This window comes from Arthrobacter sp. ISL-85 (genome assembly GCF_018613675.1).
Lineage (GTDB): Bacteria > Actinomycetota > Actinomycetes > Actinomycetales > Micrococcaceae > Arthrobacter.
In genome coordinates, this window is sequence record NZ_JAGGPQ010000029.1 from 1 (window position 1) to 15044 (window position 15044).

The window sequence follows — 15044 nt, forward strand, 5'->3', positions numbered from 1 at the left end:
TCACTCAAAGGTCAGCCACCGGCCAGCCGCGTCACCAACCTCGCAGGTCAATACACCTAGAGCACGCTGCGGATGGCCTGCTCGAAACTGGTGACGTGCTCCAGGGCGAGCTTGCCCGCCCGGTCCGCGTCGCCGTCGGCCACTGCTTCCAGCAGTTCCACGTGCTCCTCGATGTGCTCCGCCACGGAGGGAACCTTGTCCAGGACCATGCACCAGATGCGGGTGGCCAAATTGTCGTAGCGGATCAGGACGTCTTCAAGGTGCGTGTTGGCGGCCGCACGGTAGATCAGGCGGTGCACCTTGATGTCATAACGCATGAGGTCATAGGGATCGTCTCCGCCGCCCATCTTGGCGATCGCCGCCGCGGTTTCCCGGATCTCCTTCCGCAGCGCGGGCGTTGCCAGCTTTGCGGCGCGGCGGGCCGCCAGGGGTTCCAGGGACTCGCGCAGTTCGGAAACGTCAGCGAGTTCGGTGATGTCGACGACGGTGGCAAACGTTCCGCGGCGCGGATAAGACACCACCAGGTGGTCGCTTTCGAGCCGCTTGAGGGCTTCCCGGACCGGGGTGCGGCCGATTCCGAGTTCGGCGGCGAGCTTGCCGTCATTGATTGCCTCGCCCGGCCGGATGTCCAGCATGATGAGGCGGTCCCGAAGATGCCGGTAGGCCTGCTCGGCGAGCGACAGCTCACCCTCCCCGGCCAGGTGGTTCTCCAATGTGACGCTCATATTCAAGCTCTCCCAAGGTTGCTATTGACGGCACTGTGACTTCAAACATACTATTACGTCAGTTCTAATATATCAGTTACAGATCAGTTATAGATCAGTGACTCCGAAGGGCTCAAAAGGAGAACAATGCAGGACGTACTGAACGCCTCGCTCGCCACGGTGGACGCCGACGTCGCCGCCGCTGTGGCACAGGAACTGCACCGCCAGCAGTCCACCCTGGAAATGATCGCGTCGGAGAACTTCGCTCCGTCCTCCGTGATGGAGGCCCAGGGCTCGGTGCTCACCAACAAGTACGCTGAGGGATACCCGGGCAAGCGCTACTACGGCGGCTGCGAGCACGTCGACGTGATCGAGCAGTTGGCCATCGACCGCGTGAAGGCATTGTTCGGCGCGGAGTTCGCCAATGTGCAGCCGCACTCGGGCGCCCAGGCCAACGCCGCCGCCATGTTCGCCCTGCTGAACCCGGGCGACACCATCCTGGGGCTCTCCCTGGCCCACGGCGGCCACCTCACGCACGGCATGAAGATCAACTTCTCCGGCAAGCTCTACAACGTGGTTCCCTACCACGTCCGCCAGGAAGACCTCCGGATCGATATGGCCGAGGTGGAAGCCCTGGCCCTGGAGCACAAGCCAAAGCTGATCGTGGCCGGTTGGTCCGCCTACTCACGCCAGCTGGACTTCGCCGAGTTCCGCCGCATCGCCGACCTCGTGGGCGCCTACCTGATGGTGGACATGGCCCACTTCGCCGGCCTGGTGGCCGCCGGGCTGCACCCCAACCCCGTCCCCTACGCGGACGTGGTCACCACCACCACCCACAAGACCCTGGGCGGTCCGCGCGGCGGCGTCATCCTGGCCAAGGAGGAATACGCCAAGAAGATCAACTCCGCCGTGTTCCCCGGCCAGCAGGGCGGACCCCTGGAGCACGTGGTCGCCGCCAAGGCCGTGGCGTTCAAGCTCGCCGCCACTCCCGAATTCAAGGAACGCCAGGAGCGGGTGCTGCAGGGAGCCAAGCTGCTGGCCGAGCGCCTCCTCAAGGAAGACGTGGCAGCGGCCGGCATTTCCGTGGTCAACGGCGGCACGGACGTGCACCTGGTCCTGGTGGACCTCCGCAACTCCGAACTCGACGGCCAGCAGGGCGAAGACGCGCTCCACCAGATCGGCATCACCGTCAACCGCAACGCGGTCCCGTTCGACCCCCGCCCGCCGATGGTCTCCTCCGGCCTCCGGATCGGCACCCCTGCCCTGGCCACCCGCGGCTTCGGCGCCGCCGAGTTCACCGAGGTCGCGGACATCATTGCGACGGCGCTGGTCGCAGCTGCCGGCACAGGAACCCTGCCCGGGGACACCGCCGTCGGACTCCGCGCACGCGTGACGGCCCTGGCCGAAAAGTACCCCCTCTACCCGCACCTCTCCGCCGGCGCCAACCTGGCCGGCATCGAGGCAGACTTGATCGGAGCCGCCCAGTGAGCACCCAGCACCTTCCGGAGCACCCGGACTTCCTCTGGCGGAACCCGGAACCCAAGTCCTCCTACGACGCCGTGATCGTCGGCGGCGGCGGGCACGGCCTGGCCACCGCATACTTCCTGGCCAAGAACCACGGGATGACCAACATTGCCGTCCTGGAAAAGGGCTGGCTGGCCGGCGGCAACATGGCCCGGAACACCACCATCATCCGGTCCAACTACCTTTGGGACGAGAGCGCAGCCATCTACGAGCACGCCCTCAAGCTCTGGGAAATCCTGCCGGAGGAACTCGAATACGACTTCCTCTTCAGTCAGCGCGGCGTGATGAACCTTGCCCACACCCTGGGTGACGTCCGTGAAAGCATCCGCCGTGTGGGCGCCAACAAGCTCAACGGCGTTGACGCCGAATGGCTGGACCCGCAGCAGGTCAAGGAACTCTGCCCCATCCTGAACATCCGGGACAACATCCGCTACCCGGTCATGGGCGCCACCTACCAGCCGCGCGCGGGCATCGCCAAGCACGACCACGTTGCCTGGGCGTTCGCCCGCAAGTGCGACGAAATGGGCGTGGACATCATCCAGAACTGCGAAGTGACCGGCTTCCTCAAGGACGGCAACCGCGTGGTGGGCGTCAAGACCAACCGCGGCACCATCAACACCGAAAAGGTGGGCCTGGCCGCCGCCGGACACAGCTCGGTCCTGGCCGAAATGGCCGGATTCCAGCTCCCCATCCAGTCCCACCCCCTGCAGGCCCTGGTCTCCGAACTGCACGAGCCCGTCCACCCCACCGTGGTCATGTCCAACCACGTCCACGTCTACGTTTCGCAGGCGCACAAGGGCGAACTGGTCATGGGCGCCGGCGTGGACTCCTACAACGGCTACGGCCAGCGCGGCTCCTTCCATGTGATCGAGCAGCAGATGGCGGCCGCCGTCGAACTCTTCCCCATCTTCGCCCGGGCCCACGTGCTCCGGACCTGGGGCGGCATCGTGGACACCACCCTGGACGCCTCGCCGATCGTTGGCCTGACCCCCGTGGAGAACATGTTCGTGAACTGCGGCTGGGGCACCGGCGGCTTCAAGGGAACCCCCGCCGCCGGCATGACCTTCGCGCACACCATCGCCACCGGCGCCCCGCACAAGCTGAACCAGCCGTTCTCGCTGGAACGCTTCGAAACCGGCGCCCTCATCGACGAACACGGCGCCGCCGCCGTGGCCCACTAGCCGCCGCCACCAGAAAAGGACTAACGCACATGCTGCTGATCCCATGCCCCAACTGCGGCCCGCGGGACGAAACCGAATTCCACTACGGCGGACAGGCCCACGTCCCGTACCCGGAGAACCCCAGCGAGCTGACCGACACGGAGTGGTCCCGCTACCTCTTCTACCGCGAGAACCCCAAAGGCATCTTCGCCGAGCGCTGGGTCCACAGCACCGGCTGCCGCCAGTGGTTCAACATGCTCCGCGACACCGTGAGCTACGACATCAAGGCCATTTACCCGATGGGGACGCCCCGGCCTGACTCGGCCGGCGCCCCGGCCGCCGAATCCGGCACCGCCAGCCTTGCCGCGGACAGCACCACCACCGGGACCGACGCGCCCAATATCCCAGGCACCAGCATTTCCCACGCAACCGCCCCGGAAGGAGCCACCAAGTGACTTCACAGAACGCCCGCCTGGCTACCGGCGGCCGCATCGACCGCACCATCTCCTGGCGCTTCACCGTGGACGGCGAGGAGTTCACCGGCCACCCCGGTGACACCCTGGCCTCGGCGCTGCTGGCCAACGGCCTCATCGCCGCCGGCAACTCCCTGTACGAGGGCCGTCCCCGCGGCATCATGTCCGCCGGGGTGGAGGAGGCCAACGCCCTGGTCCGCGTGGAAGCCCGCTTCCCCGGCCACGTGGCCGAATCCATGCTCCCCGCCACCACCGTTTCCCTGGTGGACGGACTCCAGGCCACCCTGCTCAACGGCCTGGGCAAGCTGGATCCGGAGGACGACCGTGCCGAATACGACAAGAAGTACGTCCACACCGACATCCTGGTCATCGGTGGCGGTCCCGCCGGGCTCGCCGCAGCCCGCGAGGCTGTCCGCACCGGCGCCAGGGTCATGCTGCTCGATGACCAGCCCGAACTCGGCGGCTCGCTGCTCTCCGGTTCCACGGTTCCGGGCCTTGCCGAGACCATCGAAGGAAAGCCCGCCCTGGAATGGGTGGCCGACGTCGAAGCCGAGCTGGTATCCGGCGCCGAGTCCACGGTCCTGAACCGCACCACCGCGTTCGGCGCCTACGACGCGAACTACGTCATCGCCGTCCAGAACCGCACCGACCACCTCACCAGCCCCGCAGCTGCGGGTGTGTCCCGCCAGCGTATTTGGCACATCCGTGCCAGCGAGGTGGTCCTCGCCCCGGGCGCCCACGAACGTCCCCTGGTGTTCGAGAACAACGACCGCCCCGGAATCATGCTCGCCTCCGCCGTGCGCAGCTACCTTAACCGCTACGCGGTTGCCGCCGGCAAGCGCGTGGTCATCAGCACCACCAACGACAGCGCCTACGCCGTGGCCGCCGACCTCGCCGCCGCAGGCGTCAAGGTTGCCGCCGTGGTGGACGCCCGTCCTGCCCTGACCGCAGCGGCGACTGCCGCCGTCGAATCCGGGATCCGGGTGCTGATCGGCAGCGCGGTGGCCAACACCTCCGCCGGCGCCGACGGCCGGCTGGACGGCGTCACCGTTCGCAGCATTAACGACGACGACGAGCTCACCTCGGGCGTCGAGCAGATCGCAGCGGACCTGCTGGCGGTGTCCGGCGGCTGGAGCCCGCTGGTCCACCTGCACTCCCAGCGCCAGGGCAAGCTCCGCTGGGACGATGAGCTGGCGGCCTTCGTGCCCAGCACCGAGGTTCCCAACCAGCAAACCATCGGTTCGGGCCGCGGCTCGTTCGCCACCGAAGACTGCCTGGCTGAGGGCATCTCCGCCGGAGCAAAGGCGGCCATCGCTGCCGGCTTCGAATCTGCCGTCGAGCCTTCTTCCTTCGGTGAGCCGAAGGTTTCCGCTCCCACCCGCCAGCTGTGGCTGGTGCGCGGCGAGAGCGGCACCCCGGACGACTGGCACCACCACTTCGTGGACTTCCAGCGCGACCAGTCCGTGGCGGACGTCCTCCGCTCCACTGGAGCCGGCATGCGCTCGGTGGAACACATCAAGCGGTACACCTCCATCAGCACAGCCAACGACCAGGGCAAAACCTCCGGCGTCAACGCCATCGGCGTCATCGCCGCGGCCCTGCGCACAGCCGGGGAAGCCTCCCGTGGGATCGGCGACATCGGCACCACCACCTACCGCGCCCCGTTCACCCCGGTGGCCTTCGCCGCACTGGCCGGACGGCAGCGCGGGGAACTGTTCGACCCCGCCCGCGTCACGTCCATCCACCCCTGGCACGTGGCCAAGGGCGCACTGTTCGAGGACGTTGGACAGTGGAAGCGGCCCTGGTACTACCCGCAGGCGGGGGAGGACATGGACGCCGCCGTGCTGCGCGAATGCGCCGCCGTCCGCGAATCCGTGGGCTTCATGGACGCCACCACCCTGGGAAAAATCGAGATCCGCGGCAAGGATGCGGGCGAGTTCCTGAACCGGATGTACACCAACGCGTTCAAGAAGCTCGCCCCGGGTTCGGCACGCTACGGCGTCATGTGCACCCCGGACGGGATGATCTTCGACGACGGCGTGACCCTCCGCGTCGACGACGACACCTACTTCATGACTACCACCACCGGCGGTGCCGCCAAGGTACTGGACTGGCTGGAGGAATGGCTGCAGACCGAGTGGCCGGAGCTGGATGTGCAGTGCACCTCGGTGACGGAACAGTGGAGCACCATCGCCGTCGTCGGGCCCAAGTCCCGTGAGGTTCTGGCCCAGGTGGCACCGGAACTCGCTGCAAACGGCGGCCTGGGCGCGGAAGCCTTCCCGTTCATGACGTTCCGCGAAACCACCCTCGCCTCCGGCGTGCGGGCCCGGATCTGCCGCATCTCGTTCTCCGGCGAACTCGCCTACGAAATCAACGTGCCCGCCTGGTACGGGCTGAACACCTGGGAAGCCGTGGCCGCTGCCGGGGCCGAATTCAACATCACCCCATACGGCACTGAAACCATGCACGTGCTGCGCGCCGAAAAGGGCTACCCGATCGTCGGGCAGGACACCGACGGCACCGTCACCCCGCAGGACGCGGGCATGGAATGGATCGTCTCCAAGGCCAAGGACTTCATCGGCAAGCGCTCCTACACCCGGTCGGACGCCCAGCGTGAAGACCGCAAGCACCTGGTCAGCGTCCTCCCCGTGGACGGCACGCTGCGGCTGCCCGAAGGCACCCAGCTGGTGGAAAAGGGACGCTCGACCAACCCCGCCTACGGCCCCGTGCCGATGGAAGGGTTCGTCACCTCCAGCTACCACAGCGCAGCGCTGGGCAGGTCGTTCGGCCTGGCCCTGATCAAGAACGGACGCAACCGCATCGGCGAAACGCTGGTGGCAGCTGCCGGCGACCAGCTGGTGGACGTGGTTGTCGCAGAAACAGTGCTTTTTGACTCTGAAGGGACCCGTAAAGATGGCTGAAACAGCAGCATCCCCGACCTCCGCAAAGACCAACGCCGAGAAGAACCTCGCCGCCCGCGTCAGTCCGGCACGGCAGCTGGCGGAAGAATTCGCGGCCGGCTCCCTGGCAGGCACCGTTGAAATCTCCGAGGTGCCCTTCCTGACCATGGTGGGCCTCCGGACCCTCGCAGGATCCGCCGCGGCGGAGCGCCTGGCCGGTGTCACCGGCGGCCTCCCCGCCGGCTCCGGCGCGGTGGCAGGCAGCGGTGACGTGTCCGTCCTGTGGCTCGGCCCCGCCGAGTTCCTGGTGGTTGCACCCACCGAGGCGCACGAATCCCTGGGCGGGGACCTCATTCCCGCGCTCCGGGACGCGCTGGGCAGCGACGCGGGCCAAGTGGTGGACCTGTCCGCCAACCGGACCACGTTCGAACTGACGGGCCCCCGGGCCCGCGCCGTCCTGGAGAAGGGCTGCTCGCTGGACCTGCACCCGCGGGTCTTCAAAGCCGGCACCGCCTTCTCCACGGAAATCGCGAACATCCCAGCCATCCTGTGGAAGACCGGTGATGAGTCCTTCCGGATCTTCCCCCGCGCTTCCTTCGCCGAGTTCCTGGGCCGGTGGCTGCTGGACGCGATGCGGGAGTACGCCTCGCCAGAGGTCCCCTGATGGCGCTCAGCGTCCTTGACCTCTTTTCCGTCGGCATCGGGCCCTCGTCGTCACACACGGTGGGCCCGATGCGGGCGGCCAAGCTGTTCGCGGACGGGCTGAAGGGCGACGGCCAGCTGGCCGCCACCGCCCGCGTCAAGACCGAACTGTTCGGCTCCCTCGGCGCCACCGGCCGGGGCCACGGCTCGGACAAGGCAGTGGTCCTGGGACTTCAAGGACTGGAACCGGAAACAGTCAACACGTTCACGGCGGACGACCAGGTGGCAGCCGCCGCGCTCGACGCCGAACTCCAAATCGGCGGAGTGCACCGGGTGGACTTCAACTGGGAAGAGGACGTGGTGCTCCACCGGCGTAAGTCCCTTCCGGCGCACCCCAACGGCATGACCTTCCGGGCCTTGGACCACGCCGGAGCCGTCCTGAGCGAGCGGAGTTTCTACTCCATCGGTGGCGGCTTCGTGGTGGACGGCGACGCGGATGCCGGTGACCGCGTGGTTGCCGACGCCACTGTCCTGCCCTACCCGTTCACCACCGCCGATGAGCTGCTCGAGATCTGCAGGCGCGAGGGAATGTCCATCTCCGACGTCATGCTGGCCAACGAACTCACCTGGCGCAGCGAGGCGGAACTCCGCGAGCAGCTGCTGGGGCTGTGGGCCGTCATGCGCGAATGCGTGGAGAACGGCTGCAACGCCGAAGGCATCCTCCCGGGCGGGCTGAACGTCACCCGCCGCGCGCCGTCCCTGTTCCGCACGCTCACGGCCTCGGCCGCCACCGCCGAAGCCGCGGCAGCAACGCCGTCGCCCGTTAAAGCACCGGCTGACCCGCTCCTGGCGATGGAATGGGTCAACCTGTTCGCGCTGGCCGTGAACGAGGAGAACGCCGCCGGCGGGCGAATCGTCACCGCCCCCACCAACGGCGCCGCGGGGATCGTGCCCGCCGTCCTGCACTACTACGTGAAGTTTGTTCCAGGGGCCGACGACGACGGTGTGGTCCGCTTCCTGCTGGCGGCGGCCGCCGTCGGAATCCTGTTCAAGCTGAACGCCTCCATCTCCGGTGCCGAAGTGGGCTGCCAGGGCGAGGTGGGCTCCGCCTGCTCGATGGCCGCGGCCGGACTCTGCGAGGTGCTCGGCGGAACGCCCGCACAGGTGGAGAACGCCGCGGAGGTGGGGATCGAGCACAACCTGGGCCTGACCTGCGATCCCGTGGGCGGCCTGGTGCAGATCCCGTGCATCGAGCGGAACGCGATCGCCAGCGTGAAGGCGATCAATGCGGCCCGCCTGGCCCTGCACGGGGACGGCAGCCACAAGGTCTCGCTGGACAAGGCGATCAAGACCATGCGCGATACCGGCGCCGACATGAAAACCAAGTACAAGGAAACCTCCCGAGGAGGACTCGCCGTGAATGTGATCGAGTGCTGAGCCATGACTGCCACTGAAACCCATATCCCCGCCCCCAAGGCGCCCACCACCGTGGAGCACGTCCTGACCCTCGACTGCCCCGAAGGTCCCGGCATCGTGCACGCAGTCTCCGGATTCCTGCTGGAACACGGCTGCGACATCATCGACAACAAGCAGTTCGGTGAGCGGTCCGAAGGCCACTTCTTCATGCGCGTGCACTTCGCGTCCGAAGGGGACGAGTCCACGCTGGATGTTTTGCGTTCCTCCTTCGCCCCCGTTGCCGAAAAGTTCGGCATGCGGTGGCAGCTGGAGCGCCAGGGGTCCAAGCGCAAGGTGCTGATCATGGTGTCCAAGTTCGGGCACTGCCTCAACGACCTCCTGTTCCGGGCACGCATCGGCGAGCTTCCCGTGGACGTGGTGGCCGTGGTGTCCAACCACCGGGACCACCAGGCCCTGGTGGAGTGGCACGGCATCCCGTTCCACCACGTCCCCGTCACGGCGGACACCAAGCCAGCTGCCGAAGCTGCGCTGATGGCACTGGTGGACGGACTCGACGTCGAACTCGTAGTGCTGGCGCGGTACATGCAGGTGCTCAGCGATGATCTCACCCGGAAGCTGGACGGCCGGGCCATCAATATCCACCACTCGTTCCTGCCCAGCTTCAAGGGCGCCAAGCCGTACCACCAGGCCTACGCCCGCGGCGTCAAGACCGTCGGCGCCACCGCGCACTACGTCAACGCCGAGCTGGACGAGGGGCCCATCATCTCCCAGCAGGTGGTGGACGTGGACCACACCTACGGGCCCGAGGACCTGGTAGCCGCCGGCCGGGACACTGAGTGCAAAGCACTCTCCAACGCCGTGAAGTGGCACTGCGAGGGCCGGGTCATCCTGCAGGGCAGCCGCACCGTGGTGCTCCGGTAACGGAACAAAACGACATATCAAAGGCGCGGCCGGTCGCCCTCGGGGGCGGCTGGCCGCTGCAGCGTCACCACCCCATTTTGCATTGAGGCCGGACGGGGCAGGAGAGTTAGGAGAAACACCAACCCTTTCTGAGGAGAACCAGGGATGCACGAACGGGCGGCGGAGCACCAGGTACTGGAACTCCACGATGTTTCGTTCCGCCGGGACGGCCGCGAAATCATCAGCGGTATTTCACTGTCAGTCAGGGCCGGAGAGCACTGGGCATTGCTCGGTGCGAACGGGGCCGGGAAAAGCACACTCATGGGGCTGTGCGGAGCCGTCAACCACCCCAGCTCCGGGACCGTATCCGTCCTCGGTGAACGCCTGGGGCGGGTGGAAATGAAGGCACTCCGCCAGTCAATAGGACACGTCAATCCGCGCCACCAGGTCCTGGCACCCCTCACGGTCCGCCAGGTTGTCCTCACCGGCCTGACGGGCAGCAATGAACTGTCCCCGCGGTGGGAGCCCACCTACGCCGAGTTGGCCAAGGCCGACGCCCTGGTGGAACAGTTTGGCCTGGCCCGCAAAGCCGCCCTGCGCTGGCCTACCCTCTCCCAAGGCGAGCGTGGACGGGCACTTATCGCCCGGGCCCTCATCTCCTCCCCGGAGTTGCTGCTTCTGGATGAGCCCTGCACTGGCCTGGACATCGCTGCCCGGGAGCAGTTGCTGGAAACCATCGACGACCTCGCTTACACCCACCCGCAGATGGCGTCGGTCCTGGTTACCCACCATTTGGAAGAGCTTCCTGCCACCACAAGCCACGCGCTGCTGATCACAGGCGGGCAAGCGGTGGCCGCCGGCCCCGCTGCCTCAGTGATCACCAGTGAAAACATCAGTGCAGCCTTCGGGCATCCCATTGACGTCGAGTACCGGCACCAGCGCTGGAGTGCCCGCACGGGCCGCAGCAGCAGGCGCGGCATCCGCCGGCAGCACACAGAAGAGGTCACTGCTTCCTAAGGGGCCCAATCGCCCAATAAACCGAAAGACCCCTGCCCTGGAGCCCGCAAGCTCCTGGGCAGGGGTCTTTCGGGTGTGGAAGACAAACCGCGCCACTTCCGGGCCGCGCCGTGCACTGCGCTGACAATCAACAACTCGTCGCTGGGGGACAAAGGGCTTCGACACCCCACTGCCAAGCTGGATTCCACAGCAATTTTTCCGAACTCATGACCGTTAAGAAGGATCAAATGAGTATTTCGAATTCCGAGCCCCGGACCACTGACGTTCCGGCCAAGGAGCATTCAACGGCACTCCGCGCCGGCAGCATCGGCGTCCTGGGCATCCTCTTCTTCGTCCTGTCGGCACAGGCGCCCCTCACGGGGATCGTGGGCGCCTCGCCGCTTGCCGCAGCGCTCGGCAACGGTGCCGGCGCGCCCGGCGCCTACCTGATCGTGGGCATCGTCATCGTGATCTTCGCCGTCGGATTCGTGGCGATGAGCCGCAGGATCCAGGCCAACGGCGCGTTCTACGCCTACGTCACCGCGGCATTCGGCAGGAAGACCGGTGCGGGCGCGGCCTGGCTGGCACTCCTTGCCTACAACACCGTCCAGGCTGCCATGTACGGGCTCTACGGCTCCGCCTTCTCCGGGCTGCTGGCTTCCATCGGGCTGGATATTCCGTGGTGGCTGCTCGCCCTGGCCACCATGGCCGGGGTCCAGGTGCTCGGTTCATTGAACATCGAACTCGGTGCCCGTGTGCTGGCCCTGCTGGTGGGACTCGAGGTGGCCATCCTCCTGCTGTTCGGCTTCACCGTGCTGCTCCACGGCGGCGGCCCGGAAGGCATCAGTGTGGCCGCGTCCTTCTCGCCGGAAGCCATCGGGGCCGGAGCGCCCGGCGTGGCCATCATGTTCGCCGTGGCGTCCATGTTCGGTTTCGAATCCACCGCCATCTATTCGGCCGAGGCCAAGGACCCGCACAGGACTGTTGCCCGGGCCACCTACCTGTCCGTGGGCGTCATCTCCGTCTTCTTCTCCTTCATCTCCTGGATGCTGGTCAGCTACTACGGCCCGTCCCAGGTGATGGATGCGGCCGGGGCAGCCCTTGAATCCGGTGATGCCACCTCCTTCGTGCTCGGGCCGCTGGTGGAGCTCTTCGGGCCATGGGCGGGCATCGTGGCAGGCATCCTGCTGGTCACCTCGCTGCTCGCCGGCATCATCGCCTTCCACAACGGCATCAACCGCTACCTGCACTCCCTTGCCCTGCGCGGTTCCATGCCCGCCGTGCTGGCCCGGACCAACCGGCACCGCGCACCTGCCGCCGCCGCCTGGGTGCAGTCCGCCACCGCCGTCGTCCTGGTGCTTCCTTTCGCGGTCCTAACCCTTGACCCGGTCCTGACCCTTTTCTCCTGGTTCAGCGGACTCGCCGTGGCGGCACTGCTGGTGCTGTACATGCTGTGCTCGGTGGCGGTGGTCAGCTTCTTCCGCCGTGAACGTGCCGGCGCCCAGTTGTGGCAAACCCGGGTCGCCCCCATGCTGGCAACGGTGCTGCTCGCGTGGGTCCTGTTCCTGGTGGCCAGCAACTTCACGGCACTGATCGGCGGCAGCGCGGAAACTGCCGCCGCCCTGCTGGCCGCCGTGCCCATTGTCTTCGTGGCGGGGGTGCTGGTGGAAGCCGGCATCGAGCGCCGCCACCACGCCACCGCCGGCCGGCCTGCGCTCAGCCAGCCGTAAGGCTCCCTGTCCTGGCCCGGCGCGGACCGCCAAGTCCGCGCCGGGCCAGGACCCGTGCCGCAGCGAAGAGTCCGGCCACCAGTGCCGCTGCCAGCCAGGCCGCCCAAGCGCTGACGGGCCACAGACCGGCCAGGCCCAGGAATGCGGGAATAGTGGCCGTGGCCTGGCTGGCCAGGACCAGCGCCCAGCCGGTGAACGGGTCCAGCCGCACCACGCCCAATGCAGCCGAGGCGAACAACAGCCCCCATAGCACCGACCAGCACACCCAGAGCACGGCGAGCAGCGGATCGGTGCTCAGCCAGGCACCCGCCAGCAGCAGGCCGAAGAATGCCACCATGCCGCAGAACCAGCCCAGGCCCATCGAGCCCAGCCCCAGCAGGCCATCCAGACCGGCATAGGCGTACGTCAGCCCGAACAGGAACATGCCGGCGGCCCCCATAAGGGCTTCGGCGCCGGTACCGCCAGCGGAAAGATGGACGACACCGAGCACCAGCTGGGTGCCGCCGAGCAGCAGGCTGAAGGTGGCGGCGTCGCGGCGGGGGAGCCGCCCCAGCGTCGCCAGCCCGTTGACCAGCAGCGCTGCACCGGAAAGGAGGAGGCAAATGAAGGGCATCAGCGCGCCTCGGATGTGAAGGAGGGCCGCGGAGCATCTCTCGCAGTGTGGAATATCTGTGTCACAGTACGGAGATTAGCCGAACCGCCGTGCTCCGCCTACTGGCCTCCGGTCGTAATCCGATAGGTGAAGAGTGGACCTTCTGCCGGGCCGTGGCGGAGATCTTCGAAAGCCCTGGCGCAGGGTTTGGTCCAGGTGGGCTGCTCTGGGAGGGCTTGACCCTAAGGGTGTGCGTCAGCAGCCCCGGCGCCATTCGCTGGGTGGCACGCCAAAGGCATCCCGGAACGTCCGGCTGAAGTGGGCGGCATCCAGGAAGCCCCAGCGGGCAGCCACGGTGCCCACGGATTGCCCGGCATGCAGCGGGTCGCGGAGGTCGCGGCGGGCACCTTCGAGCCGCTGGGTCCGGATCCAGCTGGCCACGGTGGTCCCGGACTCGTGGAAGACGTTGTGCAGGTGCCGGGTGGAGATGAAATGTGCGGCGGCGATGCTTGCCGGTGACAGCAGCGGGTCGGCGAGGTTGGCCTCGATGTATTCGCGGACCGAAACGGCCAGCATCGCCTGCGGCTTCATGCGGTCCGGGCTGATGTCCATTTCCGCGTGCAGCATAGTGGACACCAGGTCCAGGGCGTTGGTGGCAAGCCTGGACCCGCTGGGGCCGTTCAGGACGGACAGGTTCGCTGACAGCTCCCGAATGAACTGGCCCACAATTCCGCTGAGACCCCCGGCGCCCATGCGCACCGCGGCCAGTTGCCCCACATAGTCGGCGGGCAGGGATAGTGCGTCGCAGGGGAACATCAGCACCATGATCCTGGTGCTGTCCTCGAATGCAAGGGTGTACGGCCGGTTGGTGTCATAGATGGCCAGGTCGCCGGGCTGGAGGACGGCTTCGCGGTTGTCCTGGATCAGCAGGCCCGTGCCCTCGAGTTGAAGGTTCAGCTTGAAGTAGCGCTCATGGGCTTGGGCGATCAGCGCCGGGGTGCGGTGCACCTCGTGGGAGGAGGCGCTCACTTCCACGATGGACATTCGGTCCAGCACCCGGGAGCGCATCCGCCCGTGGAAGCCGTCGACGTCGGCCGTCCGGGCGTTGAGGGGAACGAAGGATTCCGCCACCAGGTGCTTCCAGTGGTCAAACGACCTCGCGACGCTGGAGGTCACGTCCTGGTGTGGGCTCCGGGCTGTTGTCCCGGTTGTTGCAGCTGCTGGCATGATGTTCCTTGCGCACGGATGGCCACTCGACGTCCCCCGGGTTGTGTCCTGCGACACAGTCCAATCAGGTTAGCGGCCTGGCATTCTTTTTTCAACGGTTGGCGAAAATAAGAAATGCTTCTTTACGGCCGCAGCCCACAGCCGCGCATGTCGCGCGCACCGTTCCAGGCTCCGGATCCTGGTGATGCTCGTCGGCCTGGTGGCGGCGCTGGTGGTTGGCACGTTCGGCACCTGGGCCTACCCACCATCAACCTGGTTTCGGGGCTGATTCACCAGCCTCCCAGCACCGCCGCTTCGCCTGCCGTCACGTGCCGGCGCCCGGGAGCATATTCTGGGCGCATGGCTGAGATGAGAGTTAACTGGCACCGGCGGCACAAGGAGGGCCTCAGCAGGGGCGACAAGGCTGCGGATGCCCTTCGCAACGGCATGGGCAGCTGGCCCTTTGTGGGCATATTCGTAGGTTTCATGGCGCTGTGGGCCGCAGTGAACTCCTTTGCCCTCGCCAATAATGCGTGGGACCCCTACCCCTACATCCTGCTGAATCTTTTCCTGTCCATGCTGGCCGGCCTGCAGGGTGCAATCCTGCTCATCGCAGCCAAGCGCCAGGATGCCATTGCTTCAGCGATGGCACAGCATGACTACGAGACTGACGTCCGCGCAGCCGCGCAGATCGAGATGCTCATGAATATCAATGCTGAACAGTTGAAGCTGCTACAGGAGTTGCGCGGCATGAGGAAAAACCCCTGAAGACGCCAATGGGTGCAACTCCTGCTGGAGCTG

The 15044-nt window shown here is 66.8% G+C and carries 13 protein-coding genes; 10 read left to right on the plus strand and 3 right to left on the minus strand.

Going from position 1 to position 15044, the window contains the following annotated elements:
• Positions 1-56: 56 nt before the first annotated feature.
• A complete protein-coding gene (locus J7I84_RS19940; RefSeq protein WP_214946257.1) occupies positions 57-725 on the minus strand; it encodes a GntR family transcriptional regulator in 669 nt (222 codons plus the stop codon).
• A 126-nt stretch (positions 726-851) separates the two neighbouring features.
• Between J7I84_RS19940 and glyA the strand changes: the two genes are divergently transcribed.
• The 9 genes from glyA (at position 852) to J7I84_RS19985 (ending at position 12445) form a co-directional block, all read left to right on the plus strand.
• A complete protein-coding gene (gene glyA, locus J7I84_RS19945) occupies positions 852-2192 on the plus strand; it encodes a serine hydroxymethyltransferase (protein WP_214946258.1) in 1341 nt (446 codons plus the stop codon).
• Complete coding sequence (locus J7I84_RS19950; RefSeq protein WP_214946259.1) at positions 2189-3409, plus strand: sarcosine oxidase subunit beta family protein; 1221 nt, start codon at positions 2189-2191, stop codon at positions 3407-3409. Before glyA ends, J7I84_RS19950 begins: the two co-directional genes overlap by 4 nt.
• Before the next feature lie 29 nt (positions 3410-3438).
• On the plus strand, positions 3439-3843 hold the full coding sequence (locus J7I84_RS19955; protein WP_214946260.1) for a sarcosine oxidase subunit delta: 405 nt from the start codon (positions 3439-3441) through the stop codon (positions 3841-3843).
• Positions 3840-6782: a 2Fe-2S iron-sulfur cluster-binding protein gene (locus J7I84_RS19960; RefSeq protein WP_214946261.1), complete on the plus strand. Its 2943-nt coding sequence runs from the start codon at positions 3840-3842 to the stop codon at positions 6780-6782. Before J7I84_RS19955 ends, J7I84_RS19960 begins: the two co-directional genes overlap by 4 nt.
• Positions 6775-7425 carry a sarcosine oxidase subunit gamma gene (locus J7I84_RS19965; RefSeq protein ID WP_214946262.1) on the plus strand — a complete coding sequence of 217 codons (651 nt, stop codon included), beginning with the start codon at positions 6775-6777 and terminating at the stop codon, positions 7423-7425. The genes J7I84_RS19960 and J7I84_RS19965 overlap by 8 nt, the downstream gene beginning before the upstream one ends.
• Positions 7425-8840, plus strand: a complete 1416-nt coding sequence (locus tag J7I84_RS19970; RefSeq protein ID WP_214946263.1) for an L-serine ammonia-lyase — start codon at positions 7425-7427, stop codon at positions 8838-8840. The genes J7I84_RS19965 and J7I84_RS19970 overlap by 1 nt, the downstream gene beginning before the upstream one ends.
• 3 nt (positions 8841-8843) lie before the next feature.
• Positions 8844-9740: a formyltetrahydrofolate deformylase gene (purU, locus tag J7I84_RS19975; RefSeq protein WP_214946264.1), complete on the plus strand. Its 897-nt coding sequence runs from the start codon at positions 8844-8846 to the stop codon at positions 9738-9740.
• A 144-nt stretch (positions 9741-9884) separates the two neighbouring features.
• A complete protein-coding gene (locus J7I84_RS19980) occupies positions 9885-10736 on the plus strand; it encodes an ABC transporter ATP-binding protein (RefSeq protein ID WP_214946265.1) in 852 nt (283 codons plus the stop codon).
• 227 nt (positions 10737-10963) lie between these two features.
• The gene (locus tag J7I84_RS19985) at positions 10964-12445 is read left to right on the plus strand and encodes an APC family permease (RefSeq protein WP_214946266.1); all 1482 of its coding nucleotides are present in this window, start codon (positions 10964-10966) and stop codon (positions 12443-12445) included.
• Here the strand turns inward: J7I84_RS19985 and J7I84_RS19990 are convergent.
• Both J7I84_RS19990 and J7I84_RS19995 read right to left on the minus strand, forming a co-directional pair.
• Complete coding sequence (locus J7I84_RS19990) at positions 12432-13058, minus strand: AmiS/UreI family transporter (protein ID WP_214946267.1); 627 nt, start codon at positions 13056-13058, stop codon at positions 12432-12434. The two genes, J7I84_RS19985 and J7I84_RS19990, sit on opposite strands and share 14 nt — an antisense overlap.
• A gap of 234 nt (positions 13059-13292) precedes the next feature.
• Positions 13293-14264, minus strand: a complete 972-nt coding sequence (locus tag J7I84_RS19995) for a helix-turn-helix domain-containing protein (protein WP_214946268.1) — start codon at positions 14262-14264, stop codon at positions 13293-13295.
• A 339-nt stretch (positions 14265-14603) separates the two neighbouring features.
• On the opposite strand from J7I84_RS19995, the gene J7I84_RS20000 reads away from it, so the two are divergent.
• Positions 14604-15011, plus strand: a complete 408-nt coding sequence (locus J7I84_RS20000) for a DUF1003 domain-containing protein (protein WP_214946269.1) — start codon at positions 14604-14606, stop codon at positions 15009-15011.
• Positions 15012-15044: the final 33 nt, after the last annotated feature.